Origin of the sequence: Pseudomonas sp. ICMP 8385, from assembly GCF_002699915.1 — a bacterium.
Taxonomy (GTDB): domain Bacteria; phylum Pseudomonadota; class Gammaproteobacteria; order Pseudomonadales; family Pseudomonadaceae; genus Aquipseudomonas; species Aquipseudomonas gessardii.
On record NZ_LKBY01000001.1, the window covers coordinates 488678 to 510226 of the forward strand.

Genomic DNA, 21549 nt, shown 5'->3' on the forward strand with positions numbered 1-21549 from the left:
TGATCTGGTTTTCAGCGACGAATACGCGCCTGAAGGAAGGGCAGCACGTCAGCCACCGGCAACGGTTGGGCCTGCGCTTCGGTCCGGCTCTTGTATTCCAGATTGCCATCGGCCAGGCCGCGGTCACTGACCACGATCCGGTGGGGGATGCCAATCAGTTCCATGTCGGCAAACTTGATGCCTGGGCTGGTCTTCTTGTCACGATCATCGAGCAGCACTTCAAAACCGGCGGCCGTCAGTTCGGCATACAGTTTGTCGGTGGCTTCGCGAACCTGCTCGGTTTCGTAGCGCAGCGGCACCAGGGCGATCTGGAACGGCGCCAGGGTGTCGCTCCAGATAATGCCTTTGTCGTCGTGGTTCTGCTCGATGGCAGCTGCCACCACGCGGGAAACGCCAATGCCATAGCAGCCCATTTCCAGGGTCACCGGCTTGCCGTTTTCGCCCAGCACTTCGCACTTCATCGCCTGGCTGTACTTGTTGCCCAGCTGGAAGATGTGCCCCACTTCGATGCCGCGCTTGATTTCCAGGGTGCCTTTGCCATCCGGGCTTGGATCACCGGCCACCACGTTGCGCAGGTCGGCCACGGTTGGCACCGGCAGGTCACGCTCCCAGTTGACGCCAAAGTAGTGCTTGTCGTCGATATTGGCACCGATGCCGAAGTCGCTCATCAGCTCGACCGAACGGTCGATGATGATCGGCAATGGCAGGTTCAGCGGGCCCAGGGAGCCGGCGCCGGCGCCAATGGCGTCACGCAGTTCGGCGTCCGAGGCCATGACCAGCGGGCTGGCCACGCCAGGTTGCTGGGCTGCCTTGATTTCGTTGAGTTCGTGGTCGCCACGGATAACCAGGGCGATCAACTTGCCTTCTTCCTCGGCATGCACGATCAGGGTCTTGATGGTCTTTTCAATCGGCAGATTGAATTTCTCGACCAGGGCCGCGATGGTCTTGGTGTCTGGGGTGTCGACCAGGCGCAGCTCTTCAGCCGGCGCCGCACGGGACGTTTCCCGTGGCACGGCTTCGGCCTTCTCGATGTTGGCCGCGTAGTCGGAGCCGTTGCTGAAGACAATGTCGTCTTCGCCGGATTCGGCCAGCACATGGAACTCATGGGATCCCGCGCCGCCGATGGAGCCGTTGTCCGCCTCAACCGGGCGGAACTTCAGGCCCAGGCGGGTGAACACGTTGCAATAGGCCTGGTGCATGCGGTCATAGGTGACCTGCAGCGAAGGCTGGTCGGCGTGGAACGAATAGGCGTCCTTCATGATGAATTCGCGGCCACGCATCAAGCCGAAGCGCGGGCGGATTTCGTCACGGAATTTGGTCTGGATCTGAAACAGGTTGAGGGGCAGCTGTTTGTAGCTGCTCAACTCGTTGCGCATCAGGTCGGTGATCACTTCTTCATGGGTCGGGCCTGCGCAGAAGTCGCGGCCATGACGATCCTTGAAGCGCAGCAATTCGGGGCCGTACTCTTCCCAGCGCCCGGATTCTTGCCACAGTTCAGCCGGCTGAGTGCTCGGCATCAATACTTCCAGAGAGCCGGCGGCGTTCATTTCTTCACGAACGATCGCTTCGACCTTGCGCATCACCTTCAAGCCCATGGGCAGCCAGGTGTACAGGCCAGAGGCCAGTTTGCGGATCATGCCGGCGCGCAGCATCAGCTGGTGGCTGATCACGACCGCGTCGGAAGGCGTTTCTTTCTGTGTGGCGAGCAAATATTGACTGGTGCGCATGGTAGGCCGTTGTCGGTTGCTTGGACTTGAAGTGACCTGGGATTGTACGGGCGGTCGCCGCCAGAGTACAGGCATCAGGTGCTGACTGGATTTCTGTGGGGAGCTGGCTTGTGTGGGAGCGGGCTTGCCCGCGATGCTGGCGCCTCGGTGTGTCAGGCAAACCGCAGTGATGCTATCGCGGGCAAGCCCGCTCCCACACAAGCCCGGCCCTGCAGGTGTCAGCCTTCTTCGGGGGGATTCAAACGGATCCGCCGGCTTTCCTGATACCAATGCAAGGCAATCAGCAGCAACGTCGGCACGCCGAGCAGCGCGGTGATCAGGAAGAAGTTGTGATAGCCGAACTTTTCCACCATGACCCCCGAGTAACCGCCGATCAGCCGTGGCAACAGCAACATGATCGAGCTGAGCAGGGCGTACTGGGTGGCGGAGAACTTCAGGTTGGTCAGGCTCGACAGATAGGCGACGAACGCCGAGGTCGCCAGGCCCGAGCTGAAGTTATCCAGGGAGATGGTAAAGATCAGCATCTGCAGGTCGGCGCCCATGTCGGCGAGCATCAGGAACAGCAGGTTGGTGCCGGCCGAGGTGATGCCACCGATAAACAGGATCGGCAGGATGCCGAACCGCACGATCAGCAGGCCACCCATGCCGGCGCCGACCAGGGTCATGATCAGGCCGAAGATCTTGCTGACACTGGCGATCTGGTCCTTGGTGAACCCCTGGTCGATATAGAACACGTTGGCCATCACGCCCATCACCGTGTCCGACATACGGTAGGTGGCAATCAGCCCCAGCAGCAACAGGGCCTGCCAGCGGTAGCGCAGGATAAAGTCGTTGACCGGCGTGAGCACCGGCGCCAGGCCCCGACGACCCATGGCCGAGAGGCACAGGGCGGTGAGGGTGATATAGAGGATGGCGCGCAGAAACGCGCGGTCTTCCAGCAGCAAGTCGAGCAGGCTCACACCCTCGAACAGCACACTGGCAAAGTCGGTGTTGTACAGCTGGGTGAACATCGCCGGGACCGACACCAGCAGGATGATCAGCACGAATACCGACATCAGTTGGTGGGCAAACGTGTAGCGCCCGGCCTGCAACTGGGTGCGCAATGGCACATCGGGTTCACGCATGAAAAAGCTGGTGAGCAGGGCGGGGATCATCAGCACACCGAACAGCACGTAGGTGCCGGTCCATGCCGAGTGCTTATAGTTGAACCCGGTGGAGCCAAAGCCTTCGGCAAAAAACAGCGCGCCGGCGGTGGCCAGCAGGGCGGCGATACGGTAGCCAGACATATAACTGGCGGCCAGGGCGGCCTGGCGGCTGTCTTCGGCGATTTCCAGACGATAGGCATCCACCGCGATATCCTGGGTTGCCGAGGCAAACGCCACGATCACGGCAATGGCGATCAGCCAGGACAGGTGCTTCTGCGGGTCGCAGAAGCCCATGCCGATCAAGCCGAGAATCACCAGGGATTGGGACAGCACCAGCCAGGAACGACGCCGCCCCAGCTTGCCCAACAGCGGCAGGCGCCATTGGTCCAGCAGTGGCGACCAGACCCACTTGAACGCATACGCCAGGCCGATCAGGCTCGCATAGCCAATGGTCTCGCGTGCCACACCGGCTTCACGCAACCAGACCGAGAGCGTCGAGAACACCAACATGTAAGGCAGACCGGCGGCGAAGCCGAGCAGTAACAGCACTAACGTCGAGGGGCTGGCATAGGCAGCGAGCGCGGCGCGCCAGGTTTTACGGGGCATGGGCTGGAGTCTGCCTCAGATTTACGGAAACAAAGCGCGCACTCTAACCGCTGTGCTCTACCGGGCGCCAGCCATGACGCTGAATATCAACGCGATTGTTCAGGATACTGACACCTTCGCTGCGCAAACGCGCACGTTGTTCATCGCCCGAAGCGCTACCCACGGGCAGACTTATCCGACCGCCGGCGGCGACCACCCGGTGCCAGGGCAACGTCGAACCTTCGGGAAGCTGGCTCAGCGTACGGCCCACGAAGCGTGCGGCGCGCCCCAGCCCGGCCAGGTGCGCCAGTTCGCCGTAACTCACCACGCAGCCTGCGGGTACTTGGGCCAGGGTCAGGTACAGCGCGGTGCGGCGCATTTCGGCCGGGGTTTGCGGAGTGTCGGCGGGCTCGTTCACGGTTCAGGCAGCTCGGTTGAAATGAGTCGTCAATAGGTAAGAAACATCTGTAAAAGCGCTGTTGAGAATTGAACTCAACAGAAAACCTTGAGTCAGTCCTTGCTAAGACTTCAGCTACGCCGATAATGCCCCTTTTTTTCGCCAAACTTGAGCCCCGTAACCGCTTATGTTGTCCAGAACCTTGCTGTGCCTCGCTGTCTTTACTGCTTCTACCCCTGTGCTGGCCGATACGGTCTGGTTGAAAAACGGTGATCGCCTGACCGGCAAGATCAAGGTTTTCGACGGCGGCAAGCTGCTGATCCAGACCGAATACGCTGGCGCGATCCCGGTGGACTGGAAACAGGTGAAAACCCTGGAAAGCGACCAGGAACTGCTGGTCAAGCAGGATGCCTACACCGGCGAGAAGGCCAAGTCCCTGCACCCGGCTGAGGACGGCAAGGTCATCCTGGCCAACGGCGAGGCGCCCAAGACGGTGGAGTTGGCCAGCATCCAGCAGATCATCAAGCCAAAACCGGTGATCGAGGACCTGGTATGGAAGGGCAATGTCGACGTGGCGCTGGACTACAAGCGTGCGGAAAAAGATACCGACGACTATGACATCGACTTCAAGACCACCGCCCGTCACGGCAAGTGGCGGCATATTGCCGAAGGCGAATACAACCGCGAATTCCAGAACGATGTGGTCACCACCGACAACTGGAGCGCCGAGTACGCGCTGGATCGCTTTATTACCGACCAGTGGTTTTGGCAGGGGCGCCTGACCTACAAGCACGACAGGGTCGAAGACCTGCGCCGCCAGCGCACCGTCGGTACCGGTCCGGGTTATCAGTTCTGGGATGATGAACTGGGAGCGTTCTCTCTGGGCTCGTTGCTCAACCGTACGGACTATGAATACCAGGACGGTGGCAAGGACAACTTCTATTCCCTGGCCATGAAGTGGGACTACAACCGCTACCTGATCGGCAAGACCGTGGAGTTCTTCACCAACGGCGAACTGGGCAAGCCCCTGGCCGGCCCTGCCGACTATTCCCTCGATGCCGAAATGGGCCTGCGCTACAAGGTCACCGAATGGGCTTCGCTCAATCTCAAGGCCGAGCGCGACATCATCAGCGGCAGCTCGGACAGCGACCTGAGCAAGACCCGTTATACCGCGGGCTTTGGCGTGACCTGGTAAGCCTGCTACGGTACGAATGCGGACTTTTAATGTGGGAGCGGGCTTGCTCGCGATAGCGATGTATCAGTCGACATATTCGTTAACTGACAGTCTGCTATCGCGAGCAAGCCCGCTCCCACATTTTTTTCGGCGTTGTTACAGGCGCAACCCCCCATCCATCTCCAGAATGCGCCCGGTGTAATAGTCGTTCTCGAAGATATACGCTGCCGAATGGGCGATCTCTTCCGGGCGGCCCATGCGCTTGAGGGGAATCCCCGCCGTCATCTTCTCCAGCGCCTCGGGCTTCATGCCCAGGGTCATCTCGGTCTCGATAAAGCCTGGGGCAATGCCCGCCACGCGGATGCCATAGCGTGCCAGTTCCTTGGCCCAGGTCACCGTCGCCGCTGCCACGCCGGCCTTGGCCGCCGAATAGTTGGTCTGGCCGACATTACCCGCCCGGGAGATTGACGAAATGTTGATAATGGCGCCGTGGTTGTTCAGTTCCACCATCTTCGCCGCCACTTCGCGGGTGCAGAGGAACACGCCGGTCAGGTTGACGTCGATCACCGCCTGCCACTGGGCCAGGCTCATCCTGGTCATTTCGCCGTCCTTGACCTTGAGCAGCAGGCCATCGCGCAGGATCCCGGCGTTGTTGATCAAACCGTGGATCGCGCCGAAATCATCGGCGATCCGGGCCACGGTATGGATCACCTGTTCTTCATCCGCCACATTACAGAGATAGCTGCGCGCGGTAACACCATGGGACTGGCAGGCCGCCACTGCTCCATCGAGCTTTTCCTGGTTGAGGTCCACCAGCGCCAGGTGGGCACCTTTGCTTGCAAAATACTCGGCCATGGAACGGCCCAGACCCTGGCAACCGCCGGTGATAATGATTACTTTGTCGTTGAGATGCATTCGCATGTCCTGTGAGCAGATTTAAGCGGTTGCCCAAGTCCGTTTTTTGACGGAATTTATCGAAGGAGTCATAAGTTGAGCGTCCACGTAGCCCAGAATGCCCGAGAACTACTGCTCAAGGAATACCGTGGGGCGCTCGCCACCCACTCCAAGGCCATGCCCGGCTTCCCCTTTGGTTCGGTGGTGCCTTACTGCCTGGATGCCGAGGGCCGGCCGCTGATCCTGATCAGCCGTATCGCCCAGCACACCCACAACCTGCAAAAAGACCCTAAATGCTCGTTGCTGGTGGGCGAGCGCGAGGCCGAGGATGTGCAGGCCGTGGGGCGCCTGACCTACCTGGCCGAGGCCGAGAAGCTCGACGACGAGGCCGCCATTGCCGCTGCCGCCGAGCGTTACTACCGGTACTTCCCGGATTCGGCGAACTACCACAAGGCCCATGACTTCGACTTCTGGGTCCTCAAGCCGGTGCGCCATCGCTATATCGGCGGTTTCGGGGCGATCCACTGGGTCGATCAACTGACCCTGGCCAACCCGTTCGCCGGCAAGGCCGAGCTGAGCATGATCGAGCACATGAACAGCGATCACACCAAGGCCATTGCCCACTATGTCGAACTGGCCGGCCTGCCGACCTTCGAGGCGGCGCAATTGGCCGGTATCGACAGCGAAGGCATGCACTTGCGCATCGGCCAGGGCCTGCACTGGTTGCCTTTTGCGCAGACTTGCAACACGCCGACACAAGTGCGCGAGGCCCTGGTTTTCCTGGCTCACGCCGACGCCTGGCCGAAAAAAGCCGGCATGCACGCTTGAATTCACGAAAGGGCGACGTCATCTAAGGTCTAGTAGCAAGGCATTCTTGCGTTGAGGAACCATTTGATGCGCCCTTTTTTATTGCTCTTTCTGCTGTTTCCGGTGCTGGAGCTGTTCGTATTCGTCAAGGTCAGCGGGGCTATCGGGTTTTTCCCGGCGCTGCTGCTGATCATTCTCGGCTCGATGCTCGGCGTGTTTGTGCTGCGCATCGCTGGCCTGGCCACGGCACTGCGTGCCCGTGAAAGCCTGAACCGTGGCGAATTGCCGGCCCAGACCATGCTCGAAGGCCTGATGATGGCCTTGGCCGGTGGCCTGCTGATCCTGCCGGGTTTTGTCAGCGATGTGCTGGGCTTGATCCTGCTGCTGCCCTTCACCCGTCGCTTGCTGGCGGGCAAGATGCGCCAGCGTGCCGAAGAAGCGGCGATCCGCCAGCGCGCCTTTGCCGATGACCTGCAGCCCCGTGGCGGCCCGGCACCTCGCCAGCCGCTGGGGCGTGAAGGTGATGTGATCGAAGGCGAGTTCGAGCACCGCGACTCCAAGTAACGCCATCCCTGGCCCGGCACCTTCGGGTGCCGGCCGACACAAAAAATTTCACCTGCGGCCCTTGTAATAAGCATATACGCCCTTATGTAACGGTCACCGCAAGGTTTCTGGTGGCGACACCAGACAGACTTCCGCGTTTCGCTTGGCGAAGCGCGACCGGCACCGCCGGAATACAACCAGCCGGTACTGATACCGGCCGATGAAACTTACAATTAGGAGAGATCGACAATGAGCAAGCTTCGTCCTCTGCACGACCGCGTCGTTATCCGTCGCAGCGAAGAAGAAAAGAAAACCGCTGGCGGTATCGTTCTGCCAGGTTCGGCTGCTGAAAAAGCCAACCACGGTGTGATCCTCGCAGCTGGCCCAGGCAAGACGCTGGAAAACGGTCAAGTACGTGAGCTGGCGGTGAAAGTGGGTGACAAGGTTGTATTCGGTCCTTACTCCGGCAGCAACACTGTGAAAGTCGACGGCGAAGATCTGCTGGTGATGGCTGAGAACGAGATTCTCGCCGTTCTGGAAGACTGATTTCCCGCCCATTTTCCCGTTACTACAAAGTATTTAAGGAATATCGATCATGGCTGCTAAAGAAGTTAAATTCGGCGATTCCGCCCGTAAAAAAATGCTCACCGGTGTCAACATCCTGGCTGACGCAGTAAAAGCGACCCTGGGCCCGAAAGGCCGTAACGTGATCATCGAGAAGAGCTTCGGCGCTCCGACCATCACCAAGGACGGCGTTTCCGTCGCCAAAGAAATCGAACTGGAAGACCGTTTCGAGAACATGGGCGCGCAGCTGGTCAAAGACGTTGCCTCCCGTGCCAACGATGACGCAGGCGACGGCACCACCACCGCCACCGTTCTGGCTCAGGCCATCGTCAACGAAGGCTACAAAGCCGTCGCTGCCGGCATGAACCCGATGGACCTCAAGCGCGGCATCGACAAGGCGACCATCGCCATCGTTGCCGAGCTGAAAAACCTGTCCAAGCCTTGCGCTGACACCAAGGCCATCGCTCAGGTAGGTACCATCTCTGCCAACTCCGACAGCTCCATCGGCGACATCATTGCCGAAGCCATGGAAAAAGTCGGCAAAGAAGGCGTGATCACCGTTGAAGAAGGCACTGGCCTGGAAAACGAATTGTCGGTTGTAGAAGGCATGCAGTTCGACCGTGGCTACCTGTCCCCGTACTTCGTCAACAAGCCAGAGACCATGGTTGCCGAGCTGGACAGCCCGCTGATCCTGCTGGTCGACAAAAAGATCTCGAACATCCGCGAAATGCTGCCAGTACTGGAAGCCGTTGCCAAAGCCGGCCGTCCACTGCTGATCGTTTCCGAAGACGTTGAAGGCGAAGCCCTGGCGACTCTGGTGGTGAACAACATGCGTGGCATCGTTAAAGTCGCAGCCGTCAAGGCTCCGGGCTTCGGCGACCGTCGCAAGGCCATGCTGCAGGACATCGCCGTCCTGACCGGCGGCACCGTTATCTCCGAAGAGATCGGCCTGAGCCTGGAAAGCGCCACCCTGGAAAACCTGGGTAGCGCCAAGCGCGTGACCATCTCCAAGGAAAACACCATCATCGTTGACGGTGCTGGCGTAGAGCAGGACATCCAGGCGCGCATCACCCAGATCCGTGCCCAGGTTGCCGAAACTTCGTCCGACTACGACCGTGAAAAACTGCAAGAGCGCCTGGCCAAGCTGTCTGGCGGCGTTGCAGTGATCAAGGTTGGCGCGGGTTCCGAAGTAGAAATGAAAGAGAAGAAAGCCCGCGTTGAAGACGCCCTGCACGCAACCCGCGCAGCCGTTGAAGAAGGCGTGGTACCTGGCGGTGGCGTTGCGCTGATCCGTGCTCTGGAAGCGCTGACTAACCTGACCGGCGACAACGCTGACCAGAACGTGGGTATTGCTGTACTGCGTCGTGCTGTTGAAGCACCGCTGCGCCAGATCGCTGCCAACTCCGGCGACGAGCCAAGCGTTGTAGTCAACGAAGTCAAGAACGGCAAAGGTAACTACGGTTACAACGCTGCGACTGGCATCTACGGTGACATGATTGAAATGGGCATCCTGGACCCTACCAAGGTGACTCGTTCCGCGCTGCAAGCGGCATCCTCCATCGGCGGTCTGGTCCTGACCACTGAAGCTGCGATCGCTGAAGCGAAGAAAGAAGCCCCGGCTGGCGGCGGTATGTCAGACATGGGCGGCATGGGTGGCATGGGCGGTATGGGCGGCATGATGTAGTGCGACGAGAGTCGCTATAGGTAGAAGCACCTAGCGGGCTACATCTTAGGTGATCACCGGTTGAACCGGTGATCACTTTCCCGCAGAAACAGCTTAAAAAACCCGAAGTCCGGGCGTCAAAACCCGGATTTCCGGCACTCACAAGGTGCTTAGAATTCGGCGTAATGTCGCCTATATATCGTGATTTTCTCTCTGGAAATCATCAGAACGATATGCGTACTGAGCTTGCAGATTTTGAATCACTGCGAGGGAGGTATGGGAAATCGTGTCCAAAGAGCTGGCCTGCTCCTATCTATAGGGCGCAAGCCATAGCTGTCATTGTCTCACCCGGAAACCGCAAGGTAGAGGGGCGCGAGACCTTTTGTTCAGCCAAAAGTAGCCTAGGGATAGTGCGTCGCTGGTAACGGCGGGGTGCGAAGCTTCCTGACAATGTAGTCCCATGATTCTGTGGTGTGTGGTCGCCGCGAGGCACCATGCAGACCCTGCGAGCAACACGCGGGTGAGACGCTAGGCTGGTTGGTATGGCCAACGTAAGTGAACTGCTGATAAACACCGTCAACCGCATGGAGCCAAAGTTGCTGATAGGCTTTGACCAAAATGGTGCATGACTGGTTGTCCCTTTTACATCTGGGGGCACGCTGACATTGAGTCATCGGTGAATAGGCAGGGCCTAACCCATCCTTGTGACGGTTATGGAACTCGGTAAGCCCGTATTTTCGCCATTGGCCTGTATGGCAAGGCAGGTCGACCGTGAGGAAGACTGTTGAAAATGCGGGTAGAGGATGTCGGAAAAAGCGAATGCCTCCCTGTAATGGGGTTGGATAAGGGCTCTGCCCTGACTGGAAACGGTGCTGACTTCCGACTGGTCTTTGATCGCGAGAAGGCCTGTAAAGCCATCAAGAACAGACGTTTGTCGGTTTGACCGGCTGCGTCTAACTCATAGAAATCCCTTGCGGGGCAGTGTACTCACTCCCCCACAAGGGCGACGTGCGTCTACTGCCCTCTGGGGAAATCTTCTCTGGAGGAAAAGCAAGATGAGTGCGTCTGAAATAGAAGTACCTGCGTCCTCCCATCTGGCCATCAGTTGGCATTCGATAGACTGGGAAACAGGTCATCGACAGGTGCGAGGGCTACAGGTACGGATCGCGAAGGCAGCCAAGAATCAGCAATGGCGGCAGGTGAAAACCTTGCAGCGTATGCTGGTTCGCTCGTTTGCCGCCAAGGTATTGGCGGTTAAACGGGTCACTGAAAACCGGGGTCGCAGGACTCCCGGCGTCGATGGGGAAACCTGGAGCACGCCTGAAAGCAAATGGAAGGCAGTTTTTCGGTTAGAGCGCAGGGGCTACAAGCCCCGGCCACTGCGGCGGATTTACATTCCCAAAGCAAATGGCCAGCGTAGACCGCTGGGGATTCCGACGATGCTGGATCGAGCGATGCAGGCGTTATACCTGCTGGCACTTGAACCGGTGTCTGAGACCACAGCCGACCGAAATTCCTATGGCTTTCGCCCTCACCGTTCCACGGCAGATGCAATCGAGCAATTGTTCGTCAATCTCGGTCGCAAGCATTCTGCGCAGTGGGTCATGGAGGGCGATATAAAGGGATGTTTCGACAACATCAGTCACGACTGGCTGATCACTAACGTCCCGATGGACAAAGTGGTTCTAAGGAAATGGCTGAAAGCGGGATATTTGGAATCCGGTCGATTGAATCCGACAGGGGCGGGAACTCCGCAAGGAGGGATCATCTCGCCCGTATTGGCCAACCTGGCCCTTGATGGACTGGAAAAGGAGCTCGAATCTCGGTTCGGGCAGCGTAATACCAAAGCCAGCTACAAGACCAAGGTCAACTATGTGCGATACGCAGATGATTTCGTCATCACCGGCATCTCGAAAGAGCTGCTGGAAAACGAGGTGAAGCCACTCGTCGAAGCCTTCATGGCCGAGCGGGGGTTGAGCCTTGCGGTGGAGAAAACGTTGTTCACGCATGTATCGGATGGGTTCGATTTCCTCGGTCAGAATATTCGCAAGTACGGTGACAAGCTGCTGATAAAGCCAGCCCACAAGAACGTGAAAGCATTTCTGGCCAAGGTTAAGGCGTTGGTTGAAGCGAACAAAGCGGCACCGGCCAGCCTGTTGATCAAGCAGCTCAATCCAGTTATTCGGGGTTGGGCCAATTATCATCGGCCGATTGTCGCCAAGCAGACCTTCAACTACGTGGATTACAGGATCTGGAAATTGCTATGGCGATGGTGCAGGCGGCGACATCTGAATCGCTGCAAACGTTGGATCAAGGAAAAATACTTCAAGCGCGTGGGAACACGTAGTTGGGTATTCTCCGGGCTACACCCCAGCGGCAAACTGCTCCACTTGTTGTACGCCAGCGATACGCCGATCAAGCGGCACACCAAGATCAAGGCGGAGGCTAACCCATACGCCCCAGAGGACGAGATGTACTTCGAGCAACGGCTGGAATATGCGTGGCGAAGCTCGGACGAGGGGAAGCGGAAGACGCTGACGCTGTGGCTTGGCCAGAGCAAGCGCTGCCCGATGTGCAAGCAGTTGATTACGTTCGAAAGCGGGTGGAACATTCACCATGTTATCGAGCGGCACAAGGGCGGATGCGACGAGCTGGGCAATCTGGTGTTGTTGCATCCCAACTGTCATCGACAGTTACACAGTGCGGCACCGGCTCTTTCAACTGAGAAAGGGCTTACAAAGGCTTGAGCTGTATGCGGGGAAACTCGCACGTACAGTTCTTAGGGGAGGGACGGTCAGTAATGGCCGTTTCTTACCCGACAGCCAGCCTTACCCCTGATACATAAAAGCCCCGCCTGAGTGATCAGGCGGGGCTTTTTCATGGGCGCTTATCGGGGCACTGTTGGCTCAGTTGAGGGCCGGGTCTTTCGGGGCTTTCCAGCTCAGCAGGTGGTGCTTGAAGTCATAACTGGCCGTTTGGTAGTAAGTGATCGCGCGCTGGATCAACGGGTCATTGCTGTCAACCCGGGACTCTTGGCTTGCACCCAAGGCCTGGTCATGGCGACGCAGGCCTTGGCGCGGGCTGAGGATTGCCAGGTTGGTGCCATCAAACAGGCCCAGGTGCTGATAGTTGCCGACCACCACGCGCGGTGGCAGCGGGTTGTCCTGCAACAGGTTGCGCCCGAAAAACGTCGATTCATAGCTCAGGTTCAGCAGGCCCAGAAGTGTCGGGGCGAGGTCGATCTGGCTGGCCAGTTGCGCGCTTTCCCGGGCCTCGATCAATTTCGGCGCATAGATAAACAACGGAATCTGGTAGTTGGCGATGGGCAAGTCTTCCTTGCCCGCGCTGCCGGCGGTGTGGTCGGCGACAAACACGAAGATCGTATTGTCAAACCACGGTTTTTGGCGCGCAGCCTGCAGGAACTGGCCGATGGCGTAGTCGGTGTATTTCACCGCACCGTCGCGACCATTGCCGGACTTGATATCGATCCTGCCATCCGGGTAAGTGTAGGGGCGGTGGTTGGACGTGGTCATCAGCTGCAGCAGGAACGGTTGTTGTTTGGCGTAGTCGGCATCCGCCAGTTTCAGGGTCTGGTTGTACAGGTCTTCATCGGCCATGCCCCAGGCGTTCTTAAAACTGATGTCGGATTCGGCGACACTGCTCTGGTCGACCACCCGGTAACCGTTGCCGCTGAAAAACGCATTCATATTGTCGAAGTAGCCGCGGCCGCCATACACAAACACGCTGTCATAGCCGATGCCCTTGAGCTGCTGGCCCAGGCTGGCAAAGCCGCTTTCCCGGCCAATGCGCTTGACGATGGAGCGCCCCGGTGTGGGCGGGATGGCCAGGGTAATGGCTTCCAGACCGCGGTCGGTACGGGTGCCGGTGGCGTAGAAGTTGTTGAAGTACAGGCTCTGCTTGCGCAGTGCGTCGAGGTTGGGCGTCAGGTTGCGTGCATCCCCATTGCTGCCCATGTATTTGGCGCTGAAGCTTTCGAGGGTCACCAGCACTATATTGGGTTTGCGCAGGGTGCCGGGGTTATCGATGGTGCGGCGGATATCCAGCGGGTCGCTGCCGATGAAGCGGGCATTGGGCTCGCTCAGCTCCGCGCGTAGCTGGCGGGCCACGGTATCGCTCGGCAGGCTTTTGTAGAACTGGCTGTAGTCCAGTTCGTTGTTACGGAACGCCGCGAAGAACTGGTATGGGCCATTGCTGGCCAACTCGTTGTTATAGGCGTTGCCACCCTGGGTGCGCGGGCTGTCCTGGCTGATCACTTGCAGGCTCAGGCCGGCAACCACCAGCAGTCCCAAGGCATTGAGCAAGCGCCCACGCATGGCCGGCAGGGGCGAGTCGAGGGCTGCGTTGAACAGTTTGCGCAAGGCCAGGCTCAAGACAATCGCCAGCACCGCCAACAGGCTCAACAGTTTGCCGATGGGGTAGGACTCCAGCAGGTTGTTCAGTACCTCGTCGGAATACACCAGGTAATCGACGGCGATAAAGTTGAAGCGCACCCCGAACTCATCCCAGAACAACCATTCGGCCACTGAGGTGAACAGCATGGCGAACAGGCTGACGGTCAGTACCGCTTGCAGGAACCAGCGATGGCCACGCCGCCGCCATAACGCGGGCGGGCACAGCAGCAGGTACAGGCCCAGGGGCAGTGCGGCATAGGCCAGGAAGCCCAGGTCGTAGAGCAGGCCTACACCGAACACCGGCAGCAGGTTACCGCTGACTTCATCCAGGTGGGTGACGAGCAAGACGCTGCGGGTCAACAGAAAAATGACCAGCCAGGTGCCGGTCACCAACAGCAAATAGCGCATTGGCGCAGTTTTGATAAAACCCATATCTAACTTCCTTATATCAATGGGGGGCGATTTTCACTCGGATACTGTAGTCAAGCTGTGAACCGATAGTGAAAAACTCGTTACGCCAGGCAATCAGTTGAAAAGAGTAATAGGTTAGCCTGTCAGGCCTAGCGGTAAGCCCGGCTTGGCCTTAAGCTGCGCGAGCCAACACGGCCGCTACCGCGTACGGAGACACTGCCCATGCGAATTTTATTGGTTGAAGACAACCGCGATATTCTGGCCAACCTGGCCGATTACCTGGGGCTCAAGGGCTACACCGTAGACTGTGCGCAGGACGGCTTGTCAGGCCTGCACCTGGCCGCCACCGAGCATTACGACCTGATCGTGCTCGATATCATGTTGCCCGGGATTGATGGCTACACCCTGTGCAAACGCCTGCGTGAAGATGCGCGCCGCGATACGCCGGTGATCATGCTCACCGCCCGCGATCAATTGGACGACCGTCTGCAAGGCTTCAAATCGGGTGCCGACGACTACCTGCTCAAGCCGTTTGCCCTGTCGGAGCTGGCTGCGCGCATCGAAGCGGTACTGCGTCGTGCCCAGGGTGGCGGTCGGCGGGAGCTGCAGGTCGGCGACCTGTCCTACGACCTCGACACCCTGGAAGTGACCCGCGAAGGACGTCTGCTCAAGCTCAACCCGGTCGGCCTGAAACTGCTTGCGGTGTTGATGCAAAAAAGCCCGCATGTCCTGCGCCGCGAAGTGCTTGAAGAGGCCCTGTGGGGCGATGACTGCCCGGACAGCGACAGCCTGCGCAGCCATGTCCACCAATTGCGCCAGGTGATCGACAAGCCTTTCGCCAAACCGTTGCTGCAAACCGTGCATGGTGTGGGCTACCGCCTGGCAGAGGGCCGTGATGGAGTTTAGGCAAAGCCTTGCCCAGCGGATCATCATCGCCTTTGCGCTGATGAGCGCGCTGGTGGCGGGAGCCTTCGCCATGGGCATCGTGGCCACGGTGCACCTGGTAGAAGAAAAACTGATTTCAGCGGGCCTGGGCGGCGACCTGCAACGCCTGCTGTTGATGGACAGCGTCGAGGACTGGCGCCACCGCCCTGAGCCGGACCAGTTGTTCTACTTCAGCGGCGGGCGTGGGGATTTTCAACTGCCCAAGGATTTGCGGCATCTGGACGCCGGCTTTCATGAAGTGTTTCGCGATGCGCTTTCCTACCATGCCATGGTCGAAATCGTCGACGGCCGGCGGTATGTCCTGCTGCAAGACCAGAGTGATTTTGAAGAGCGCGAGCGCGTACTGTTTGCGGTGGTGCTGGTGGGGTTTGTCCTCAGCCTGGCGCTGGCGGTATTCCTCGGCTGGGTTCTGGCCCGCAAGGTGATGGCACCGGTCGTACGCCTGGCGCGCCAGGTGCGCCATCGCGACCAGCTATTGGGCCTGGCCCCACCGCTGGCCCCGGACTACGCGGCCGACGAAGTGGGCGAGTTGGCAGTGGCCTTCGACGCCACCCTTGGCCGCCTGCGCCAGGCCCTGACCCGTGAGCGCTTGTTCACCAGCGATGTCAGCCATGAACTGCGCACCCCCTTGATGGTGCTGGCCAGTTCCTGCGAACTGCTGCTGGAAAACCCGGCGATCGATTCACGGGGGCGCAAACAGGTCGAGCGTATCGCTCGGGCCTGCGAGGAAATGCGCGAGCTGGTGCAGACCTTCCTGATGCTGGCCCGTGCCCAGCATGATGACACCACGATGTCACCCCAGGTCAACCTGGCCGAGGTCGCGGAGGGCTTGCTGGGGATCTGGCGCGAACCCATCGAGCGCAAGGGCATCGAGTTGTTCTTCCAACCGGGCAACCCACTCGACACCCGCTACAACGCCACCTTCCTGCATGCGGTCATGGGCAACCTGTTGCGCAATGCCCTGCATTACACCGAGCAGGGGTTTATTCGCCTGACCCTGGAGCCCACCGGTTTTGTGGTGGAAGACAGTGGCGTGGGGATTCCCGAAGACAAGCGCGAGGCCATGTTCGAGCCGTTTGTGCGCGGCAACGAAAAGCGCGGTGACGGCCTGGGCCTGGGTTTGTCGCTGGTCCAGCGCATCTGCGAGAGCCAGGGCTGGGTGGTCAGCCTCAGCACCATGGAGCCCAGTGGTTGCCGCTTCCAGGTTGAATTGAACCCGATCAAAACCTGACCCCTTGCCTACCCCTGTTCTCGGGGGCAAATGGCTTTATGCCATGCTTTTTCCCTGTAAAACTTTGTAATTCTTTAGGATTAGACGGGACGTTTTTTTCACAAAGGGTTGACCTGCGGATGACGCACGACTGCTTAAGGTTGTCGGCATCAGTCTAGGAGAGCTGTTGATGGCTACCCCAATCAAGCTTGAATTTTCCGCAAAGTACGACGACCAGCACGCTCAGGAATATTTGCTTAAACATCAGGACACCCTGTCGCGCCGTCTGTCTCACAAACGTGATGAACAATTGGCCCGTGGTGCGCTGGCGATGGCCGGTGAGCCTAGCCTGGTATTGGACCTGCCGTGCGGGGCCGGGCGTTTCTGGCCGTTGCTGGCCGAAAAGCCCAACCGGATCATTATCGGTGCGGACAATTCCGAGTCCATGCTCAACATCGCCATGGGTGCGCAGCCGGCTGAGGTGGTCAAGCAGGTACGGCCCTTGCAGACATCTGCCTTTGATATCGATTTGCCAGATAACGCCGTGGACAGCATTTTCTGCATGCGCCTGTTGCACCACATCGGCGAGCCTGCGCATCGCATGGCGATATTGAAGGAATTTCAACGAGTTACCCGCGATAGCGTGATTGTCTCGTTGTGGGTGGATGGCAATTTCAAGGCCTGGAAACGCAAGCGCCTGGAAGAGCAGCGCCGCCAAAAAAGTGAGCAGGACAGTTACCGAAATCGATTTGTGTTACCGGCTGCTACTGTTGAGGCTGAGTTTGAGCAAGCTGGTTTCCGCGTCCAGGAGTATTTGGACTTCATACCGCTGTACGCCATGTGGCGTGTGTATGTATTGCGCAAGAGGTAACAGGATGGCAGTTGAGTGCGTAGCAGGCAGTCACGTAGCTCCCGAAGAGCGGTTCGATTATTTCTGGCAACAGCAGGGCGAATGGGTCGAGGAACCCAATCGACGGCGGGGTGGCGAAAGCGGCGTACAGCGAGTGATCGGTACCCAGGGGCGCCTGCTCTACAGCAAGCGCCAGACCGGCCATACCTACCGCAGTTGGCTGCATCCCTTTGGGCGGCCTACGGTGCTGCGCGAGCGTGATGCGCTCAGGGGCCTGCGCTTGCTGGATGTGGGCGTCCCGGAGCTGGTGTTTTGTGGTGCCCGTCGCGATCGGGACCAGCAGTGGACGGCCTTGCTGGTGACGGCGGCATTGGAGGGTTTTACGGACATCGACAGCTGGTACGCCGCCGGTGGCCGCGAGCAATGCGGGGAGCTGGCGCATGAGCGCCTGCTCGATGAATTGGCGCAAACCCTGGCGCGGATGCACAAGGGGCGCTGGCAGCATGGCTGCCTGTACAGCAAGCATATTTTCGTGCGGGTCAGCGGGGCGGGTGAGGGTGCGACGGTCGACGTGGCGCTGCTGGATCTTGAAAAGTGCCGCCAACGTTTGACCGCCCGCCGGGCCGCTGCCCATGACATGCAGCAATTGCGTCGCCATTCGTCGTGGAATGCCACCGACTGGCAAAAACTCAGCTACTTTTACGAAACGGCGTTTGGCAGCGCTATCAAGGGTTTAACCTAATGAAGCTAGAAATAGCACGAGGTTTGTTTCTGTTGGGGGCCTTGGGCATCGCTTCCCTGGCCCTGGCTGCCTGGGAGCAGCCCCGCACAGAAGTCCTCAGCGCAGAGCACAGTGGTGGGCAATGCCCGCTGCCGCGTATCGCCAAGACTGCTGGGGTTACACAACCTGATCATCAGCTTTTGCTGTTTATGTTTGGGATGTCCCAGGGCATGAGGCCTGCGAGTTGAATAGATTGACGCCCCTGTAAAAGGCCCCGCAGCGCGGGGCCTTTTGTTTTTTGCGTGTTGCTGCGTGCTTTGCCCGGGTGGCGGCTAAAACAGAGCAACAGCAGAAGCGGAGCGCGAAGCTGCATTCCCCTGTGGGAGCTGGCAAGCCAGCTCCCACAGAGGGTGCGCCCCGTCAGGGCGCAGCCAATCGCCGCCATTACCGCAGAAATGGATATGTCCTCAATCAGCCAAGGGATCACGCTTGGCCAACAACGTATAAACACACGGCAACACAAACAAAGTAAACAACGTCCCCACAGACATCCCCGTAGCAATCACCATCCCGATATCAAACCGACTGACCGCCCCCGCCCCCGTAGCCAGGATCAACGGCACCATCCCAAACACCATCGCCGCCGTGGTCATCAAGACCGGGCGCAGGCGAATCGCCGCCGCCTCTTCCACCGCTTCACGGGGCGTCAGGCCTTTGTCCTTGCGCAACTGGTTGGCAAATTCGACGATCAGGATCCCATGCTTGCTGATCAGCCCGATCAACGTCACCAACCCCACCTGGGTGTAGATATTCATGCTCGACCAGCCGAGGAACAACGGGATCAACGCCCCGCAGATCGACAGCGGCACCGTCACCAGGATCACCAGCGGGTCACGGAAGCTCTCGAACTGCGCCGCCAGCACCAGGAAGATGATTGCCAGCGCCAGGCCAAAGGTGACCCACAGCGCGCTGCCTTCCTGGATGAACTGGCGCGACGCGCCGCTGTAGTCGAAAGCGTAGCCGGCCGGGGTTTCTTCGAGGGCGATCTGGCGCACGGTGTCGATGGCCTCGCCCATGCTGACAATCGGGAAACCCGAGATCAGTGCCGAGTTGAGTTGCTGGAACTGGTTCAGCTGGCGCGGCCGTGCGCGGTCGCTGACGCTGATCAGGGTCGACAGCGGCAACAGTTCGCCCCGGGTGTTTTTCACGTAGTAATTGTTCAGCCACTCGGGGTTGTCGCGGTAGGCCCGTTCGACCTGGGCGATTACCTTGTAGCTGCGCCCATCAAGGGTGAACCGGTTGATCTGCGCCTCCGCCAGCAAGGTCGCCAGGGTGCTGCCCAGGTCTTGCATCGACACCCCCATCTGCGCTGCCTTGGCGCGGTCGATATCCACCACCACCTCGGGCTTGTCGAACGCCAGGTCGATATCCACAAAGGCGAACTTGCCCGACTCCATGGCGCGTTTCTTCACCCGGCTGGCCACTTGCAGCAATGACTCATAGTCATTCGGCGTATTGATCACAAACCCGAAGGGCAGGCCTTCGCCGGTGCCCGGCAGCGACGGCAGGTTGAAGCCGAACACCTGCAAGCCGGGAATCTGCTCCAGGCGTTTCTGCACCTCGGGCAGGATCTGCATCTGCGTGCGGTCGCGCTCGTTCCACGGTTTGAGCAGGAAGCCGCCGATACCCGACTGCACCCCGTTGAACCCATTGATCTGGAATGAGGAGTAGTACTCCGGGAAGTCCTTGAAGATCGTGATGAACTCATCGGTGTAGGTGTTCAGGTAGTCCAGGTTGGTCGGCTGCGGCGCGCTGGCCATCATGAAGATGATGCCCTGGTCTTCGTCCGGGGCCAGTTGCGACTGGGTGAACTTGAGGAACACCGGGATCAGGCACAGCACGATCAAGGCAAATACAATCACCACCGGCCGGGTGTCCAGGGTGCCGTGCAGCAGGCTCTGGTAGCGGCGCTTGAGGCCCTCGAAGATCAGGTCCAGGCGATGGGCCAGGCCCGTGGGGTTTTCGTCGTGGCGCAACAGCAGGGCACACATCATCGGGGACAGGGTCAGGGCAACGATGCCGGAAATCACCACCGCCCCGGCCAGGGTCAGGGCGAACTCCTTGAACAATGCCCCGGTCAGCCCCTCAAGAAAGCCGATGGGCGCGTAGACCGCCGCCAGGGTGATGGTCATCGACACCACCGGCACGGCAATCTCCCGCGCACCTTCCAGCGCAGCGTCCAGTGGTGTCTTGCCGTCTTCGATATGGCGGTGGATGTTCTCCACCACCACAATGGCATCGTCGACCACCAGGCCGATGGCCAGCACCATCGCCAGCAGCGTCAACAGGTTGATGGAGTAGCCCATCAGTTGCATGAAAAACAGCACGCCAATCATCGACAGCGGGATGGTGACCACCGGGATCACCACCGAGCGCAGCGCCCCGAGAAACAGGAACACCACGACGATCACGATCAGCACTGCTTCAAACAGGGTCTTGATCACTTCGTTGATCGAGGCCTGGATAAACAACGTGGCGTCGTAGGCAATTTCGGCCTTGAGAGTGGGAGGCAACTGGGATTCCAGCTCCGGCATCAGCTTGCGCACTTCCTTGATCACGTCCAGCGGGTTGGCACTGGGGGTGGCCTTGATGCCGATATACACCGAGGGCGTGCCGCCAAAGGAGCTGATGGCGTTGTAGTTTTCCGCGCCCATTTCCACCCGGGCCACATCGCCGAGCAGCACCCGGCTGTCGCCATCGGTCTTCACCGTGATAGCGGCGAAGGCTTCGACGGTCTTCAGATCGGTATTGGCGTTGATGCTGGTGACCACATATTCGCCCTTCACCTCGCCGGCGGCGGAGAGGAAGTTGTAGTGGCGTACGGCATCGGTCACGTCGCTGGCGCTCAGGCCAAAGCCCGCAAGCTTGACCGGGTCCAGCCACAGGCGCATGGCAAACACCTGGTTGCCGAGGATCTCGGCCTCGGCCATGCCGGGCAGGGTCGCCAGCTTAGGCTGGATCACCCGCGACAGGTAGTCGGTGATCTGTGGGTTGCTCAGTTGCTGGCTGGAGAAGCTGATATACATCAGCGCCGAGGCATCCGCGGCTTCCTTGCTCAACACCGGGTCTTCGGCGTCCAGGGGCAGCTTGTTCTTGACCTCGTTGGCCTTGGCCAGCAGCTCGGTGAACAGGCGGTCGCTGTTGGCGCCGATCCGTGCATAGATGGAAATCACCGAGAAGTTCTGGCGACTGACCGAGGTCATGTAGTCGATGCCTTCGGCGCTCGCCAGGCTTTGCTGCAATGGCTGTGTGATGTAGCCCTGGATCGTCTCGGCATTGGCCCCGGGGTAAGCGGTGGTCACCGTGATCAGGGCATTTTCCATGGACGGGTATTGGCGCAGTGGCAGTTTGCTGTAGGCCTGCAAACCCAGGAGCACGATCAGCAGGCTGACCACCATGGCCAGCACCGGGCGGCGGATAAACGTGTCGGTAAACGCCATG

17 protein-coding genes are annotated in these 21549 nt (G+C 59.4%); 11 read left to right on the plus strand and 6 right to left on the minus strand.

Translation table 11 applies throughout. The features are described 5' to 3' along the window. Positions 1-11 precede the first annotated feature (11 nt). The 3 genes from AO268_RS02395 to AO268_RS02410 all read right to left on the minus strand — a co-directional run bounded on the left by AO268_RS02395 (position 12) and on the right by AO268_RS02410 (position 3875). Positions 12-1727 carry a proline--tRNA ligase gene (locus tag AO268_RS02395; RefSeq protein WP_076961838.1) on the minus strand — a complete coding sequence of 572 codons (1716 nt, stop codon included), beginning with the start codon at positions 1725-1727 and terminating at the stop codon, positions 12-14. A gap of 218 nt (positions 1728-1945) precedes the next feature. Beyond that, positions 1946-3478, minus strand: coding sequence for an AmpG family muropeptide MFS transporter (locus tag AO268_RS02405; protein WP_099167808.1), 1533 nt, complete (start codon positions 3476-3478; stop codon positions 1946-1948). A 43-nt stretch (positions 3479-3521) separates the two neighbouring features. After that, positions 3522-3875 (minus strand): MGMT family protein, encoded by a 354-nt coding sequence (locus AO268_RS02410; protein WP_076961840.1) that lies wholly within the window; start codon positions 3873-3875, stop codon positions 3522-3524. A gap of 166 nt (positions 3876-4041) precedes the next feature. Between AO268_RS02410 and AO268_RS02415 the strand changes: the two genes are divergently transcribed. Continuing rightward, positions 4042-5049, plus strand: coding sequence for a DUF481 domain-containing protein (locus tag AO268_RS02415; RefSeq protein ID WP_076961841.1), 1008 nt, complete (start codon positions 4042-4044; stop codon positions 5047-5049). A gap of 135 nt (positions 5050-5184) precedes the next feature. Here the strand turns inward: AO268_RS02415 and AO268_RS02420 are convergent, their stop codons facing one another. Next, positions 5185-5943 (minus strand): SDR family oxidoreductase, encoded by a 759-nt coding sequence (locus AO268_RS02420; protein ID WP_099167809.1) that lies wholly within the window; start codon positions 5941-5943, stop codon positions 5185-5187. 75 nt (positions 5944-6018) lie between these two features. Here AO268_RS02420 and AO268_RS02425 point away from each other — a divergent pair, with 75 nt between their 5' ends. The 5 genes from AO268_RS02425 (at position 6019) to ltrA (ending at position 12246) form a co-directional block, all read left to right on the plus strand. Beyond that, positions 6019-6750, plus strand: coding sequence for a HugZ family pyridoxamine 5'-phosphate oxidase (locus tag AO268_RS02425; protein WP_099167810.1), 732 nt, complete (start codon positions 6019-6021; stop codon positions 6748-6750). Positions 6751-6816: 66 nt separating this feature from the next. Continuing rightward, the gene (locus AO268_RS02430; RefSeq protein ID WP_076961844.1) at positions 6817-7293 is read left to right on the plus strand and encodes an FxsA family protein; all 477 of its coding nucleotides are present in this window, start codon (positions 6817-6819) and stop codon (positions 7291-7293) included. A 228-nt stretch (positions 7294-7521) separates the two neighbouring features. Further along, positions 7522-7818 carry a co-chaperone GroES gene (locus AO268_RS02435; protein WP_017139748.1) on the plus strand — a complete coding sequence of 99 codons (297 nt, stop codon included), beginning with the start codon at positions 7522-7524 and terminating at the stop codon, positions 7816-7818. A 49-nt stretch (positions 7819-7867) separates the two neighbouring features. Next, entirely contained in the window at positions 7868-9520 is a 1653-nt protein-coding gene (gene groL / locus AO268_RS02440; RefSeq protein WP_076961845.1) for a chaperonin GroEL, read from the plus strand. A 1034-nt stretch (positions 9521-10554) separates the two neighbouring features. Further along, on the plus strand, positions 10555-12246 hold the full coding sequence (gene ltrA, locus AO268_RS02450) for a group II intron reverse transcriptase/maturase (RefSeq protein ID WP_071534438.1): 1692 nt from the start codon (positions 10555-10557) through the stop codon (positions 12244-12246). A 159-nt stretch (positions 12247-12405) separates the two neighbouring features. Here ltrA and AO268_RS02455 read toward each other — a convergent pair whose 3' ends face one another. Further along, a complete protein-coding gene (locus tag AO268_RS02455) occupies positions 12406-14343 on the minus strand; it encodes an LTA synthase family protein (protein WP_099167811.1) in 1938 nt (645 codons plus the stop codon). A gap of 201 nt (positions 14344-14544) precedes the next feature. On the opposite strand from AO268_RS02455, the gene colR reads away from it, so the two are divergent. The 5 genes from colR (at position 14545) to AO268_RS33000 (ending at position 18296) form a co-directional block, all read left to right on the plus strand. Then, complete coding sequence (colR, locus tag AO268_RS02460; RefSeq protein ID WP_029295378.1) at positions 14545-15228, plus strand: two-component system response regulator ColR; 684 nt, start codon at positions 14545-14547, stop codon at positions 15226-15228. Further along, positions 15218-16498, plus strand: a complete 1281-nt coding sequence (locus tag AO268_RS02465; RefSeq protein ID WP_099167812.1) for a sensor histidine kinase — start codon at positions 15218-15220, stop codon at positions 16496-16498. Before colR ends, AO268_RS02465 begins: the two co-directional genes overlap by 11 nt. 169 nt (positions 16499-16667) lie before the next feature. After that, positions 16668-17348, plus strand: a complete 681-nt coding sequence (locus AO268_RS02470; protein ID WP_099167813.1) for a class I SAM-dependent methyltransferase — start codon at positions 16668-16670, stop codon at positions 17346-17348. 4 nt (positions 17349-17352) lie between these two features. Next, positions 17353-18069 carry a lipopolysaccharide kinase InaA family protein gene (locus AO268_RS02475; protein ID WP_076961849.1) on the plus strand — a complete coding sequence of 239 codons (717 nt, stop codon included), beginning with the start codon at positions 17353-17355 and terminating at the stop codon, positions 18067-18069. Then, the gene (locus tag AO268_RS33000) at positions 18069-18296 is read left to right on the plus strand and encodes a hypothetical protein (RefSeq protein ID WP_076961850.1); all 228 of its coding nucleotides are present in this window, start codon (positions 18069-18071) and stop codon (positions 18294-18296) included. The genes AO268_RS02475 and AO268_RS33000 overlap by 1 nt, the downstream gene beginning before the upstream one ends. Before the next feature lie 219 nt (positions 18297-18515). Here AO268_RS33000 and AO268_RS02485 read toward each other — a convergent pair whose 3' ends face one another. Beyond that, on the minus strand, positions 18516-21548 hold the full coding sequence (locus tag AO268_RS02485; protein ID WP_099167814.1) for a multidrug efflux RND transporter permease subunit: 3033 nt from the start codon (positions 21546-21548) through the stop codon (positions 18516-18518). Position 21549: the final 1 nt, after the last annotated feature.